This window comes from Stenotrophomonas sp. SMYL41 (assembly GCF_036319965.1).
GTDB lineage: Bacteria > Pseudomonadota > Gammaproteobacteria > Xanthomonadales > Xanthomonadaceae > Stenotrophomonas > Stenotrophomonas maltophilia_R.
Window position 1 is genome coordinate 211,519 of the sequence record NZ_JAWIRX010000004.1, and the last position, 14,656, is coordinate 226,174.

The window sequence follows — 14,656 nt, forward strand, 5'->3', positions numbered from 1 at the left end:
CATGAATGCTGCTGCAGACCTGCGTCGGGTCGCCGTATTCGGCGCTACCGGCTCGATCGGTGCCTCCACGCTGGACGTGATCGCCCGCCACCCGCAGCGCTACCAGGCCACCGTGCTCGCCGCCGGGCGCCAGGTGCAGGCGCTGCTGGCGTTGTGCCGCCAGCACAAGCCGGCGCACGCGGTGATCGCCGACGCATCGCTGTTCGCCGAACTGCGCGACGGCCTGCGCGAGGCCGGCCTGGCCACCGAGGCCCATGCCGGCCAGGCCGCGCTGGACCAGCTGGCCGCCAGCGACGCCTGCGATACCGTGGTCGCGGCCATCGTCGGCGCGGCCGGCCTGTCCTCGACCCTGGCCGCGGCTGCCGCCGGCAAGCGCATCCTGCTGGCCAACAAGGAATCGCTGGTGCTGGCCGGCGAACTGCTGACCCGCACCGCCGAACGTGCCGGGGCCGAAATCATCCCGATCGACAGCGAACACAGCGCCATCTTCCAGTGCCTGCGCTCGCGCGACGCCAGCGTCGATGGCGCCGGGGTGCGCCGGATCCTGCTGACCGCCTCCGGCGGCCCGTTCCGTGGCCGCAGCCGCGCTGAGCTGGCCCAGGTGACCCCGGCGCAGGCCGTTGCCCACCCGAAGTGGTCGATGGGACCGAAGATCTCGGTCGATTCGGCGACGTTGATGAACAAGGGCCTGGAAGTGATCGAGGCCCACCACCTGTTCGCCGTGCCCGGTGACCGCATCGAAGTGCTGGTGCACCCGCAGAGCCTGGTGCATTCGCTGGTCGAGTTCGTCGATGGTTCGACCCTGGCACAGATGGGCCTGCCGGACATGCGCACCACCCTGGCCGTTGGCCTGGGCTGGCCGCAGCGCATCGAATCGGGCGTGGCCGGGCTGGACCTGCTGGCCCAGGGCCGCCTGGATTTCGAGGCCCCCGACACCGACGCCTTCCCCTGCCTGGCCCTGGCTTGGCAGGCGATGCAGGCCGGCGGCACCGCGCCGGCAGTGCTGAACGCCGCCAACGAGGAGGCGGTTTCAGCGTTTCTTCAGGGCCGGATCGGTTTCCTGACAATCCCGGAGCTGGTTGCTAACGCTCTTTCAACACTGCCGACGCAAGCAGCCGATACACTGGAAGTCCTGTTGTCCGCCGACCAGCGGGCACGCCAGCTGACCCTGAACGCCATCGACGCCGCCTGAACGACCGCCTCGCCCAGCATGACGACGCCGCCCCTGCCCGCCACTGTGAGCCTGCATGACTGACTTCATCGGATCGGTCTGGTGGATGATTGTCAGCCTCGGGCTGCTGGTCACGTTCCACGAGTTCGGGCATTACTGGGTCGGGCGCCTGTGCGGGGTCAAGATCCTGCGTTTCTCGGTCGGCTTCGGCCGGCCGCTGTGGTCGCGCCGCGACAGGCACGGTACCGAGTTCGCCATTGCCGCCATCCCGCTGGGTGGCTACGTGAAGTTCCTCGACGAACGCGAGGTCGAAGTCCACCCGCACGAGCGCGGCCAGGCCTTCAACCACAAGACCGTCTGGCAGCGCATCGCCATCGTCGCCGCCGGCCCGATCGCCAACCTGCTCCTGTGCATCTTGCTGCTGTGGGCGATGTTCGTGATCGGCAAGCAGGATTACTCGCCTACCATCGGCAGCGCCAGCGGCATCGCCGCCAGCGCCGGCCTGGCCAGCGGCGACCGCGTGCTGCGCGTGGACGAGCGCGCGGTGGCCACCCTCGGTGAGGCCAGCATGGCGCTGACCGCCGCTGCCATGGACCGCCGTGACGTGAAGCTGGAAGTACTGGATCCGGCCGACCAGGTGCGCGTGCGCACCCTGCCGCTGTCACAGCTGCCGGCCGGTTTCGATGAACGGCGGGTGCCGATCCTGGCCGGCCTGTACTGGCAATCGTGGTTGCAACCGGCGCGGGTCGACTCGCTCACCGCAGACTCCGTGGTGGCCGGGCAACTGCAGCCGGGCGACCTGATCGTGGCCATCGATGGCCAGCGCATCGACAGCGTCGACCAGGTGATCGGCGAGATCCAGGCGCTGGGCCGCGCCGGTGGCCCGGGCATGATCGAGGTCATGCGAGGCGGAGAGCGCCTGGCGCTGGAAGTCACCCCGCGCCAGGGCAAGGACGGCAAGGGCAACCCGGTCTGGCAGATCGGCGTCGGCTTCCCCACCACCTACAGCCCCGCCTACGACACCCTGCTGCGCTACGGGCCGCTGGATGCAGTGACCGTGGCGGTGCGCGAGACCGGGCGCCTGGCGGCCGACTCGCTGGGCATGATGGGCCGCATCATCACCGGCAAGGCCTCGCTGCAGAACGTATCCGGGCCGGTCACCATCGCCCGCGTGGCCAATGTCTCGGCCAAGCGTGGCCTGGACTGGTTCCTGCAGTTCCTTGCCCTGCTGTCGCTCAGCCTGTGCATCATCAACCTGCTGCCGATCCCGATCTTGGACGGCGGGCACCTGCTGTATTACCTTATCGAGTTGGTCAAGGGCAGCCCGCTGAGCGAGCGTGCCATCGCCGCCGGCCAATACATCGGCCTGGCGTTGCTGGCCGGGCTGATGGGGTTGGCGTTCTACAACGACATCCTCGGCCTGGTCCCGCGATGAACTTTTCCACGTTGTTGCCGTCTACAGCGTCGGCATCCCGCACCAATGAAATCGACCTTCCTACCGGACGTGACATGACGCGACTCCCCAATCGCCGCCTGCTGGCCCTCGCCCTCGCCGCCGTCACCGGCGCTCCCGCCCTGGCCCAGGCAGCCGAGCCCTTCACTGTCAGCGACATCCGCGTCGATGGCCTGCAGCGCATCAGCTCGGGCACGGTGTTCACCTACCTGCCGGTGGAACGTGGCGAGACGGTCACCGACAACAAGGTCGGCGAGACGATCCGCGCCCTGTACAAGACCGGCTTCTTCGAAGACGTGCAGCTGGACCGCCAGGGCACCATCCTGGTAGTGACCGTCAAGGAACGCCCGGCGATCAACAAGCTGACCGTGACCGGCAACAAGGACATCAAGTCCGACCAGCTGCTCAAGGGCCTGTCCGACATCGGCCTGACCGAGGGCGGCACCTTCGATCGCCTGAGCCTGGACCGCGTGACCCAGGAACTGCGCCGCCAGTACAACGACCGCGGCAAGTACAACGTCGACATCACTCCGACGGTGAGCCCGCTGGACCGCAATCGCGTGGACATCGCCATCGCCATCAAGGAAGGCAAGGCGGCCAAGATCCGCCACGTCAACCTGGTCGGCACCGAGAAGTTCGAGAGCAAGGACATCCTGGAGACCTGGGAGTCCAAGGAGCACAACTGGGCCTCGTGGTACCGCCGTGACGACCAGTACTCCAAGGAAAAGCTGTCCGGCGACCTGGAAAAGCTCAACTCCTGGTACCTGGACCGCGGCTACGTCGATTTCAGCATCGATTCCACCCAGGTCTCGATCAGCCCCGACAAGCGCGACATGTTCCTGACCGCGGGCGTGACCGAGGGTGCGCAGTACAAGATTTCCGAGATCAAGGTCAGCGGCGACACCATCCTCCCGCAGGAGGACGTCGAGCGCATGGTGATCCAGAAGTCCGGCGACACGTTCTCGCGTGCCCTGCTGGAATTCAGTTCGGACACCATCACCAATTCGCTGTCCAACATCGGCTACGCGTTCGCCAAGGTGAACCCGATCCCGACCACCAACCGCGCCGAGCAGACCGTCGCCATCAACATGCAGGTCGTGCCCGGCCCGCGCGTATCGGTGCGTCGCATCCTGTTCCGCGGCAATACCCGCACTTCCGACGAAGTGATGCGTCGCGAGCTGCGCCAGTTCGAGAACAGCTGGTACTCGCAGGCCGCGATCGACCGCTCCAAGATCCGCCTGCAGCGCCTGGGCTACTTCGAATCGGTGGAAGTGGAGACCCCGGCGGTCAGCGGCAGCAACGACCAGGTCGACGTCGTCTACAACGTCAAGGAAACCACCTCGGGCAGCTTCGTGTTCGGCCTGGGCTATTCGCAGTCCTACGGCATGACCACCTCGGTGCAGCTGTCGCAGAACAACTTCCTCGGCGGCGGCAACCGCGTGTCGGTCGAAGCCTCGCGCAGCAGCTACCTGCAGCGCTACGGCTTCAGCTACACCAACCCGTACTTCACCGATGACGGCGTTTCGCTGGGCTACAACCTGTCCTGGCGCGAACTGGACTACTCCGACTTCAACACCGCGCAGTACAACAGCACCAATGGTTCGGCGCAGGTGGTGTTCGGCGTGCCGCTGACCGAGACCGATACCGTCTCGCTGATGTTCGGCATCGACAGCAACCAGATCACCACCTACCAGGGCTCGACCCCGCAGTCGATCATCGACTACATCAACGCGGTCGGTAAGCGCACCTTCCACGCCTGGCGCACCGAGCTGGGCTGGGCGCGCGACTCGCGCAACGACTACTTCATGCCGACCCGCGGTACCTACCAGCGCATCGGCCTGGAGACCACGCTGCCAGGTTCGACCATCGAGTACTACAAGCTGAACTACCAGATCAGCAAGTACTGGCCGATCATGCCGTCGCTGGTGATCAACACCCGCGCGGAAATCGGCTACGGCGATGCCTACGGCAACGACTACACCCGCACGCTGACCAATCCGGATGGCACCACCCGCACCATCACCGCCAGCGGCCTGCCGTTCTTCGAGAACTTCTACGCCGGCGGTACCAACTCGGTGCGCGGCTTCGAGGACAACACCCTCGGCCCGCGCGAAGTCACCACCGGTTATCCGGAAGGCCAGCCGCTGGGTGGTTCGCTGAAGACCGTCGGTTCGGTCGAAGCCTACTTCCCGCGCCTGTTCGACAGCCCGTCGGCGCGCGTGTCGGCCTTCGTCGACTTCGGCAACGTGTATACCGGCGTGGACAACTTCAAGGCCAACGAGCTGCGCGTGTCCACCGGTGTGGCCCTGCTGTGGCGCGCCCCGGTCGGCCCGATCTCGATCAGCTACGCCTTCCCGCTGAAGAAGGAAGACGATGACAAGATCGAACGCCTGCAATTCACGTTCGGTGGCCAGTTCTGAGGAACTCTGTTCCTCAGAACTGATCCACCTCCGGTGAATTGCCCCCGCATTTCACCTATCCCCCGCGCCGTTACGCATGCCATCCATGGCATGCGCCCTTCGGGCCGTTGCATGGCAACGTTGGGAATCGCTCCTGCGATTCCCAGCGGCGCGCCCCCCTTAACAAAGGGGGGCTCTCCACCAGACGGGGTGCGAAGCGCCGGGCATTGCCCGGCGTTTTCATTTGGTTCGTATGCCGGAAGCGCCCGCTCTGCTTTTGATCTTTTCTGTTTTTCCGTGGCTGGCACTCGCGCCACGCCGCCAGAGGTCGGACGGGGCGGGGCTGCGGGGGTGTGAGCCGCATGGATGCGGCGACCAAGGCTACATGGACGTACTTGCGCCGTCCCCCGCAGCCCCGCCCCGTCCGACCCAGCCCATGGGACTGGCTCTGCCGGCCGCGAGGGGCCCTGCCGTTGGCTGCATGACCGCCCCGCATGACCGCAATGCCGTCACACGTTAAACTCCCGCCGTGAATACTCCCACCTACACCGCCCAGCAACTCGCCGAGCAGTTCGGCCTGCAGGTCCATGGCGACCCCGCCACCGCCATCCATGGCGTGGCCACCCTCGCCCATGCCGGCCCAGGCCAGCTGACCTTCCTCGCCAACCCGCGCTACCGCGCCCAGCTGGCCGACAGCCAGGCCTCGCTGGTGGTGCTGCGTGCCGACGACGCCGAGGCCGCCCCCGGCGCCGCGCTCGTGGCCAAGGACCCGTACACCACCTTCGCCAAGATCGCCGCGCTGTTCGACATCGCGCCGACGCGGCCGCCGGGCATCCACCCCAGCGCCGTCATCGATCCCAGCGCACAGGTCGCCGCCAGCGCCCATATCGGTCCGTTCGTCTCCATCGGCGCACGCAGCGTGGTCGGCGAGAACTGCATCATCGGCACCGGCAGCGTGATCGGCGAAGACTGCAGCCTGGGCAGCGGCTGCGAGCTGATCGCGCGGGTCACCCTGGTCACCCGGGTCAAGCTCGGCAAGCGCGTCCGCGTGCATCCCGGTGCCGTACTCGGCGCCGATGGCTTCGGCCTGGCCATGGACGCTGGCAAGTGGATCAAGGTGCCGCAGCTCGGCGGCGTGCGCATCGGCGATGACTGCGAGATCGGCGCCAACACCTGCGTCGACCGCGGTGCGCTGGAAGACACCGTGCTGGACGAAGACGTGCGCCTGGACAACCTGGTGCAGATCGCGCACAACGTGCAGATCGGCGCGCACTCGGCCATCGCCGGGTGTACCGGCATCGCCGGCAGTGCCAGGATCGGCCGCTACTGCCTGCTCGGCGGCCACGTCGGCGTGGTCGGCCACCTTGAAATCTGCGACAAGGTCGTGATCACCGGCAAGTCGGTGGTCCGCAACTCCATCCATGAGCCGGGCGAGTACTCGTCCGGTACCCCGTTGACCGACAACCGCACGTGGCGCAAGAACGCCGCGCGCTTCAAGCAGCTGGACGCACTGGCTCGCCGCGTCCTGGCTGCTGGCAAGGAGAAAGAATGAACGATTCGCTGCAGCTTCCGATCGACGTCTGCCAGATCCAGGAACTGCTCCCGCACCGCTACCCGTTCCTGCTGGTGGACCGGGTGCTTGAACTCGACGTCGAGGCCAAGCGCATCCTTGCGCAGAAGAACGTCAGCATCAACGAGCCCTTCTTCCAGGGCCACTTCCCGGGCCGCCCGATCATGCCTGGCGTGCTGATCATCGAAGCGCTAGCGCAGGCCGGTGGCGTGATGACCCAGCTCACGCTCGGCCGCGACTCGCAGTCCAAGCTGTTCTACATGGTCAAGGTGGAAAATGCCCGCTTCAACAAGCAGGTCGTTCCCGGCGACGTGTTGATGCTGGATGTGCAGATGAAGCGCCTGATCCGCAACATGGGCTGGTACTACGGCGAAGCCAAGGTCAACGGCGAAGTCGTTGCCTCGGCCGAAGTCATGTGTGCCGGCGCCAAGGGCTGATCCACTGGAGGCAGGAATGACTGACAACGCACCGCGGATCCACCCCACCGCCGTCATCGATCCGGCCGCGCGCCTGGCCGATGACGTCCAGGTGGGCGCGTTCACCCTGATCGGGGCCGATGTGGAAATCGGTGCTGGCACGGTGGTCGGCCCTCATTGCAGCATCCACGGCCCGACGAAGATCGGCCGCGACAACCGCTTCATCGGCCACGCCGCGGTCGGTGGCGAACCGCAGGACAAGAAGTATGCAGGGGAGCGCACCGAACTGGTGATCGGCGACCGCAACGTGTTCCGTGAATTCGTCACCCTGAACCGCGGCACCGGCGGCGGCGGCGGCATCACCACCATCGGCGACGACAACTGGATGCTGGCCTACACGCACGTGGCGCATGACTGCCATGTCGGCAACTTCTGCGTGTTCTCCAACAACACCACCCTGGCCGGCCACGTGACCGTGGGCGATTACGTGATCATCAGCGGCTTCGCCGGTGCCCACCAGTTCTGCCGCATCGGCGCGCATGCCTTCCTCGGCATGGGCGCGCTGACCAACGGCGACGTGCCTCCGTTCACCATGGTCGGCACCGACTCGCTGGGCCGCCCGCGTGGCATCAACAGCGAAGGCCTGAAGCGCCGCGGCTTCGACGCCGAGCGCATTTCCGCCATCAAGCGTGCCTACCGCACGCTGTACGTGGCGGGCCTGCCGCTGGCCGAAGCCAAGGTGCAGCTGACCGAACAGGCGCGTGACAGCGATGACGTGAAGGCCATGCTGGACTTCATCGAGCACGCCGAGAGGCCTTTGCTGCGATGAGCAGCACGACCGGCCAGGCGCCGGCCGGCGCCGCGGTGATCCCGCTGGCCTCGATGGCCGGCAGCGTTCCCGCGCAGCGGGTGCTCAGCGAGCGCCCGTTACGGATCGCACTGGTGGCCGGCGAGGCCTCCGGAGACCTGCTCGGTGCGGGCCTGGTGCGTGAACTGAAGGCACGCTTCCCGAATGCCGAATTCGCCGGCATCGGTGGCGATGCCATGCGCAGCGCCGGCTGCCAGACCTGGCACGATGCCAGCGAGCTGGCGGTGATGGGCCTGACCGAAGTGCTGCGCCACCTGCCGCGGCTGCTCAAGCTGCGCTCGGCGTTCCGCCAGCGCGCCCTGGAATGGCAACCGGACGTGTTCATCGGCATCGATGCGCCCGACTTCAACCTGGGCATCGAGCGCTGGCTGAAGCAGCGTGGCGTGCGCACCGTGCATTACGTCAGCCCTTCGGTCTGGGCCTGGCGCGAGAAGCGCGCCGAGAAAATCGGCAGCAGCGCCGACCTGGTGCTGTGCCTGTTCCCGATGGAACCGCCGATCTATGCCAGGCACGGCATCGACGCGCGCTTCGTCGGCCACCCGATGGCCGATGACATTCCGCTGCAGGGCAACCGCGAGGACGCACGCGCCGCGCTCGGGCTGCCGGCCTCGGCCAAGGTGCTGGCGGTGTTGCCGGGCAGCCGCCTGGGCGAGATCTCGCGCCTGGGCGAACCCTTCTTCGAAGCCGCCTGGCAGGTTTCCGAACGCATTCCGGGCCTGCATGTGGTGGTGCCTGCCGCCAACCCGGCGTGCAGGCAGCTGATCGAAGAACAGCTGTCGCGCTCCGCGTTGCCGGTGGCCTACTCGCATGTGCTTGATGGCCAGGCGCGCAACGCGATGATCGCCGCCGACGTGGTGGTGCTGGCCTCCGGCACTGCGACCCTGGAAGCCATGCTGGTGAAGCGGCCGATGGTGGTCGGTTACCGCGTCAATGAACTGACCTACCGACTGGTCAAGGCGCTTGGCCTGATCAAGGTCGACCGCTTCGCCCTGCCCAACATCCTGGCCGGCCAGGACCTGGCGCCGGAGCTGATGCAGCACGACTGCACGCCGGACAGGCTGGCCGCGGCCATCCAGCAATGGTTCGACCATCCGCAGCGGGTGATCGACCTGCAGGACACGTACGTGCGCCTGCACGAGCGCCTGCGCCGCAACGCCTCGGCGCGTGCCGCCGATGCCGTTGGCGAGCTGCTGATGCGCGACCAGGCGCAGGCATGAACCGCCGCCACGCCGCAGCGGCCAGCCTGGCCCTGTTCGACGGCACGGCAGTAGTCGAGCCGGAACGCCTGGTTGCCGGTGTCGACGAGGCCGGGCGTGGCCCACTGGCCGGGCCTGTAGCGGTCGCGGCGGTGGTGTTCGACCCGTCCCGGCCACGCATCAACGGCCTGGATGACTCCAAGCAGCTGACGGCGGCCCGCCGCGAGCAGTTGCATGACCGCATCATCGAGCGCGCCCTGGCCTGGCATGTGGTGCTGGTGGACGTGGACACGATCGATCGCCTGAACATCTACCAGGCCACCCTGCAGGGCATGCGTGACGTCGTTGCAGCGGTCGCGCACGTGGCCGGTTTCGCCCGCATCGATGGCAACGTGGTGCCCAAGGGTCTGGTGCTGCCGGCACAGGCCCTGGTCGGCGGCGACGGCATCGACCGGGCGATCATGGCCGCCTCGATCCTGGCCAAGGTCTCGCGCGACCGCTACATGCTGGACATCCACTCCCGCCATCCGCAGTACGGCTTCGAGCAGCACAAGGGCTACGGCACCCCCGCCCACCTGGCCGCACTGCGCGAACATGGCCCCTGCGTGGAACACCGGCGCAGCTTCGCCCCGGTGCGTGAATGCCTCGAAGCGGCGCAGGCAGCGGCCCCCGCCATCGCGGTGGCCTGAATCGCCTGAACGGCTGCCGCAACCCAGCGGGGCAACAGTCCCCCTGAGTCAGGGGACGCGCCAAGGGCGCGGGGGCGTGGAAGCGTGCTGAGACAGGGCCCGCGGTTCGCCTGCGAACCGTGGGAAGCGATAGCGCGAATGCGATATCGCGTGCCGTCAAGAGCTTGTCGCCTCCCCCTGCCCTCGCTACCCTGACCGGGCACTCCAGCGCATCCCGACCCCGGCGACGATCTTCCGTCAGCACCCGGGGCCCGCGCGCTCCAACCTGGTCCGGCATGTCCAACTCCCGCTTCGTACATCTCCACGTCCACACCGAGTTCTCGCTGGCGGACTCGACCATCCGCGTGCCGGCCAAGCCCGACCAGGCGGACCCGAAGAAGGCCAAGCAGGCCAACCTGCTGTCGCGCTCGGTCGAACTCGGCCTGCCCGCGCTGGCGGTGACCGACCTCAACAACCTGTTCGCCCTGGTCAAGTTCTACAAGGCCGCCGAAGGCGTGGGCATCAAGCCGATCGCCGGCGCTGACGTGCTGATCGCCGAGGAAGGCCAGGATCCCTGGCGGATGACCCTGCTGTGCCGCGATCGCGAGGGCTACCTGAGCCTGTCGCGGCTGCTGACCCGCGCCTGGATGGAAGGCCATCGCCCGGAGGGCGGCGTGGCAGTGCACCCGGACTGGCTGAAAGCCGGCAACGCCAACCTGTTCGCGCTGGCCGGCCGGCAGAGCCTGGCCGGGCGCCTGGCGCTGGACGGCAAGCATGAGCTGGCCGAGCAGCAGCTGGCCGACTGGCAGCGCGTGTTCGGCGATGGCCTGCACCTGGAGCTGACCCGCACCGGCCGCGAGGGCGAGGAAACCTTCAATCAGTTCGCGCTGATGGCCGCCGGCCAGCGTGGCCTGCCGGTGGTGGCCAGCAATGACGTGCGCTTCCTGTCACCGTCGGATTTCAGCGCGCACGAAGCGCGTGTCTGCATTTCCACCGGCCGCGTGCTGGACGACCCCAAGCGCCCGCGCGAATACAGCGACCAGCAGTACCTGAAGTCGGCCGAGGAGATGTGCGCGCTGTTCGCCGACATTCCCGATGCAATCGACAACACGCTGGCGCTGGCCGAGCGCTGCAACATCGAGATGCGGCTGGGCACCTACTTCCTGCCCAACTACCCGGTGCCGGACGACGAGACCCTGGACACCTGGATCCAGAAGATGTCGCGCGACGGCCTGGAAGAGCGCCTGCAGAAGAATCCGCTGGCGCCGGGCAAGACCCGTGAGGAGTACTTCGAGCGCCTGGAATTCGAGCTCAACACCATCATCAAGATGGGCTTCCCAGGCTACTTCCTGATCGTGGCCGACTTCATCCAGTGGGGCAAGAACCAGGGCATTCCGATCGGCCCCGGCCGTGGTTCGGGTGCCGGTTCGCTGGTGGCGTGGGCGCTGAAGATCACCGATCTGGACCCGCTGCCGTACAACCTGCTGTTCGAGCGCTTCCTGAATCCGGAACGCGTGTCGATGCCCGACTTCGACATCGACTTCTGCATGGACCGCCGCGACGAAGTGATCGACTACGTCGCGCGAAAGTACGGGCGCGAGCGCGTCAGCCAGATCATCACCTACGGCACCATGGCGGCCAAGGCGGTGGTGCGCGACTCCGGCCGCGTGCTCGGTTTCCCGTACGGCCTGGTCGACGGCGTCTCCAAGCTGATCCCGAACATCCTCGGCATCCACCTGAAGGATGCGCTGGGCAAGGGCAAGGAAGGCCCGAGCTCGGAAATGGCCTCGGCCGAACTGATCCAGCGCTACGAGACCGAGGACGATGTCCGCGACCTGATCGATCTGGCGCTGCAGCTGGAAGACCTGACCCGCAACGCCGGCAAGCATGCCGGTGGCGTGGTGATCGGTCCCGAGCCGCTGAGCGAGTTCTGCCCGCTGTACGCCGAACACGACGAGAACGGCCTCGGCAAGAACCCGGTCACCCAGTTCGACAAGAACGACGTGGAAGAAGTGGGCCTGGTGAAGTTCGACTTCCTGGGCCTGCGCACGCTGACCATCATCGACTGGGCGGTGAAGGCGATCAACAAGCGCCACGAGCGCGCCGGCATCCCGCCGGTGGACATCGCCGCGATCCCGCTGGACGACACGCCCACCTACAAGGACATCTTCGCCAACGGCAACACCGGCGCGGTGTTCCAGTTCGAATCCTCGGGCATGCGCCGCCTGCTGAAGGACGCGCGCCCCGATCGTTTCGAAGACCTGATCGCGCTGGTGTCGCTGTACCGCCCCGGCCCGATGGACCTGATTCCTTCGTTCAACGCGCGTAAGCACGGCCAGGAAGAAATCATCTATCCCGATCCGCGCACCGAAGCCATCCTGAAGGACACCTACGGCATCATGGTGTACCAGGAGCAGGTGATGCAGATGGCGCAGATCGTCGGCGGCTACTCGCTGGGCGGCGCCGACCTGCTGCGCCGCGCGATGGGCAAGAAGGTGCCTGCCGAAATGGCCAAGCACCGCGAGATCTTCCGCGAAGGCGCAGCCAAGGACGGCGTGGACGAGGCCAAGGCCGATGCCATCTTCGACCTGATGGAGAAGTTCGCCGGCTACGGTTTCAACAAGTCGCACGCCGCTGCATACGCACTGGTCAGCTACCAGACCGCTTGGCTGAAGCGCCACTATCCGGCCGAGTTCATGGCAGCCACGCTGTCCTCGGACCTGGACAACACCGACAAGGTGGTCGGCTTCCTCGACGAGGTGCGCAATCTGGGCCTGACCGTGCTGCCGCCGAAGGTGAACCAGTCGGCCTTCATGTTCGAGGCGGTGACGCCTGACACCATCCAGTACGGCCTGGGCGCGATCAAGGGCGTCGGCCAGGGTGCCTGCGAAGCGGTGGTGGACGAGCGCCTGAGGGGCGGCGAGTACAAGGACCTCCTCGACTTCTGCACCCGCGTCGGTTCGGCCAAGCTCAACCGCCGCACGCTGGAAGCGATGATCAACTGCGGCGCACTGGACGAACTCGGGCGCAACCGCGCCTCGCTGATGCTGCAGCTGCCGGAGGTGATCAAGGCCACCGACCAGATGGCGCGTGAGCGCGCCTCCGGCCAGAACTCGCTGTTCGGCGGCCCTGACCCGAGCGCGGCCTCGATCCAGCTGGACCTGCCCGAAGCCGAGGAATGGCCGCTGCTGCAGCGCCTGAACGGCGAGCGCGACACGCTGGGCTTCTACCTCAGCGGCCACCCGTTCGATCCCTGGCGCGATGATGTACGCGACCTGGTCGGCAACGATCTGGGTTCGGTGGAGAAGATCTGGAGCGCCAACAGTGGTGGCGGTGGTGGCGGCGAGAAGCGCTGGCGCCCGGAAGTGCAGACCGTGCTGGCCGGCCAGGTGGTCGGCGTGCGCCGCAAGGGTGAGAGCCAGATCTTCATCCAGCTCGAGGACGGCCGCGGCCGCGTCGAGTGCAGCGCATTCTCCGACGCGATGGCCGAGTTCGGCCACCTGATGACCAAGGACCGCATCCTGGTGGTCAAGGGCGGCCTGCGCGAGGACGAGTTCAACGGCGGCTTCGCGCTGCGCATCCGCCAGTGCTGGGATTTCGACGAAGTCTGCGCCAACTATGCCACGCGGCTGTCGCTGCGCCTGGACCTGCGCCAGCAGCGCCCGGTCTGGGAACGCATCGATGCCCTGCTCGACCGCCATCGCCCTGGGCGAACGCCGCTGCGCCTGGACCTGCTGCTGAAGGGCCCGCATGGTGGCGTCGCCGGCATGCTTGATGTGTCCGGGCAGAGCGCGGTGCGCATCGATTCCAAGCTGATGGAGGCGCTGCGTGCCGACCCGGCCGTGCGCACGCTGAAGGTGCGCTACAGCCCGCCATGGGCCAGCTGAGGCCTGCTCCCTGGTTTTGCCGAAACCCCTGCTTTCCCGTTCCATGTATCAAGGACGATTGCCGATGAAGACCCTGCTGTTCCCGTTCGCTGCCGCGCTGGCCCTGGCCGCCTGTTCGCCCTCGAAGGTCGAGTTCCAGATCGACAACCCGACCGACACGCCGCTGGCACTGAGCATCGATGGCCAGGACCTGCCGGTCGCCGCGCAGGGCTCGCGCCCGCTCTCGCTGGCCGTGGGCGAGCATCGCCTGCACACCGACAAGCTCGGCGATGTGCGCTTCATCGTCTACGTCGACGGTCGTGGCGGCCTGATCAACCCGACCCTGAGCGAGTACGTGATCGCCCGCGAGATCTATGTCACCGACGAGAGCAAGCTGAAGAACTTCGGCACCGGCAAGGCCGGCATCGAGCTGGGCGGCGTCGACTTCGAAGGCCCGTTCGAGAAGAGCCACGAACTGTTCATCGACAAGACCTGGACCTACGGCGTGCGCGAACCGTTCCCGAAGGAAAAGGTGGTCGCCCACGTCGATTCCAGCGGCGGCCAGATCGTGGCCAAGGTGTTCACCGCGCCGGATTTCATCGCCTACGTGGAAGAAGGCATGGGCGAGCCCGGCGCCTTCAAGCGCGAGCAGCCGGCCGGCTACGTGGCCCCGGTGTTCAGCCTGGAACCGGCCCCGGCCAGCCTGCCGGCGCTGGTGCCGGCCTTCGAGGCGCATGCCGCGCGGCTGCGCGAGGTGTATGCGCGCTGGCTGAAGGCCACCACCGCCGATGAACAGAAGGCCCTGCGCAAGCAGGACTTCGCCGCGCAGATGGCCTTCACCTCGGCCACCGCCACCCTGGGCAGCGGGCTGGGCCGTGAGGCCAACGAGGCCTACAACGACTTCGTTTCCCAGCGCAGCCAGCTGATGGGCCGCAGTGCCCTGGTGGTGCCCTGAGCTGACTGGCGCCCCCCGCCCGGCTGCGCTACCGTCGCCTTCCAGACGAAGGCGTACGGGTGGTTTGCACGCATTCGGCTAGAATTCCCCTCTT

The 14,656-nt window shown here is 67.1% G+C and carries 9 protein-coding genes and 1 pseudogene; all 10 read left to right on the plus strand.

Annotated features, from left to right (window positions below; all coding sequences use genetic code 11):
• Position 1: 1 nt before the first annotated feature.
• The 10 genes and pseudogenes from V3B30_RS06840 to V3B30_RS06885 all read left to right on the plus strand — a co-directional run bounded on the left by V3B30_RS06840 (position 2) and on the right by V3B30_RS06885 (position 14,562).
• The gene (locus V3B30_RS06840; RefSeq protein WP_100471755.1) at positions 2-1,192 is read left to right on the plus strand and encodes a 1-deoxy-D-xylulose-5-phosphate reductoisomerase; all 1,191 of its coding nucleotides are present in this window, start codon (positions 2-4) and stop codon (positions 1,190-1,192) included.
• A 55-nt stretch (positions 1,193-1,247) separates the two neighbouring features.
• Positions 1,248-2,606, plus strand: coding sequence for an RIP metalloprotease RseP (gene rseP / locus V3B30_RS06845; RefSeq protein ID WP_100471754.1), 1,359 nt, complete (start codon positions 1,248-1,250; stop codon positions 2,604-2,606).
• Positions 2,607-2,680: 74 nt separating this feature from the next.
• The gene (bamA, locus tag V3B30_RS06850; RefSeq protein WP_262084506.1) at positions 2,681-5,044 is read left to right on the plus strand and encodes an outer membrane protein assembly factor BamA; all 2,364 of its coding nucleotides are present in this window, start codon (positions 2,681-2,683) and stop codon (positions 5,042-5,044) included.
• 508 nt (positions 5,045-5,552) lie between these two features.
• Positions 5,553-6,575: a UDP-3-O-(3-hydroxymyristoyl)glucosamine N-acyltransferase gene (gene lpxD / locus V3B30_RS06855; RefSeq protein ID WP_100471752.1), complete on the plus strand. Its 1,023-nt coding sequence runs from the start codon at positions 5,553-5,555 to the stop codon at positions 6,573-6,575.
• Positions 6,572-7,030, plus strand: a complete 459-nt coding sequence (gene fabZ / locus V3B30_RS06860) for a 3-hydroxyacyl-ACP dehydratase FabZ (protein ID WP_100471751.1) — start codon at positions 6,572-6,574, stop codon at positions 7,028-7,030. The genes lpxD and fabZ overlap by 4 nt, the downstream gene beginning before the upstream one ends.
• 16 nt (positions 7,031-7,046) lie before the next feature.
• Complete coding sequence (lpxA, locus tag V3B30_RS06865; RefSeq protein ID WP_197614917.1) at positions 7,047-7,838, plus strand: acyl-ACP--UDP-N-acetylglucosamine O-acyltransferase; 792 nt, start codon at positions 7,047-7,049, stop codon at positions 7,836-7,838.
• A gap of 92 nt (positions 7,839-7,930) precedes the next feature.
• Positions 7,931-9,094, plus strand: a pseudogene (lpxB, locus tag V3B30_RS06870) (lipid-A-disaccharide synthase); the annotation flags it as partial.
• Positions 9,091-9,762: a ribonuclease HII gene (locus V3B30_RS06875; protein ID WP_100471748.1), complete on the plus strand. Its 672-nt coding sequence runs from the start codon at positions 9,091-9,093 to the stop codon at positions 9,760-9,762. The pseudogene lpxB and the gene V3B30_RS06875, both read left to right, overlap by 4 nt.
• Positions 9,763-10,037: 275 nt before the next feature.
• Positions 10,038-13,628: a DNA polymerase III subunit alpha gene (gene dnaE / locus V3B30_RS06880; protein WP_100471747.1), complete on the plus strand. Its 3,591-nt coding sequence runs from the start codon at positions 10,038-10,040 to the stop codon at positions 13,626-13,628.
• A 64-nt stretch (positions 13,629-13,692) separates the two neighbouring features.
• Positions 13,693-14,562, plus strand: a complete 870-nt coding sequence (locus V3B30_RS06885; protein WP_262084507.1) for a hypothetical protein — start codon at positions 13,693-13,695, stop codon at positions 14,560-14,562.
• Positions 14,563-14,656 lie beyond the last annotated feature (94 nt).

Excerpts from the sequence above, each read along its gene's own strand:
- V3B30_RS06840 (WP_100471755.1), top strand. The coding sequence starts at position 2 with ATGAATGCTGCTGCAGACCTGCGTCGGGTCGCCGTATTCGGCGCTACC.
- rseP (WP_100471754.1), top strand. The coding sequence starts at position 1,248 with ATGACTGACTTCATCGGATCGGTCTGGTGGATGATTGTCAGCCTCGGG.
- bamA (WP_262084506.1), top strand. The coding sequence starts at position 2,681 with ATGACGCGACTCCCCAATCGCCGCCTGCTGGCCCTCGCCCTCGCCGCC.
- fabZ (WP_100471751.1), top strand. The coding sequence starts at position 6,572 with ATGAACGATTCGCTGCAGCTTCCGATCGACGTCTGCCAGATCCAGGAA.
- lpxA (WP_197614917.1), top strand. The coding sequence starts at position 7,047 with ATGACTGACAACGCACCGCGGATCCACCCCACCGCCGTCATCGATCCG.
- V3B30_RS06875 (WP_100471748.1), top strand. The coding sequence starts at position 9,091 with ATGAACCGCCGCCACGCCGCAGCGGCCAGCCTGGCCCTGTTCGACGGC.
- dnaE (WP_100471747.1), top strand. The coding sequence starts at position 10,038 with ATGTCCAACTCCCGCTTCGTACATCTCCACGTCCACACCGAGTTCTCG.
- V3B30_RS06885 (WP_262084507.1), top strand. The coding sequence starts at position 13,693 with ATGAAGACCCTGCTGTTCCCGTTCGCTGCCGCGCTGGCCCTGGCCGCC.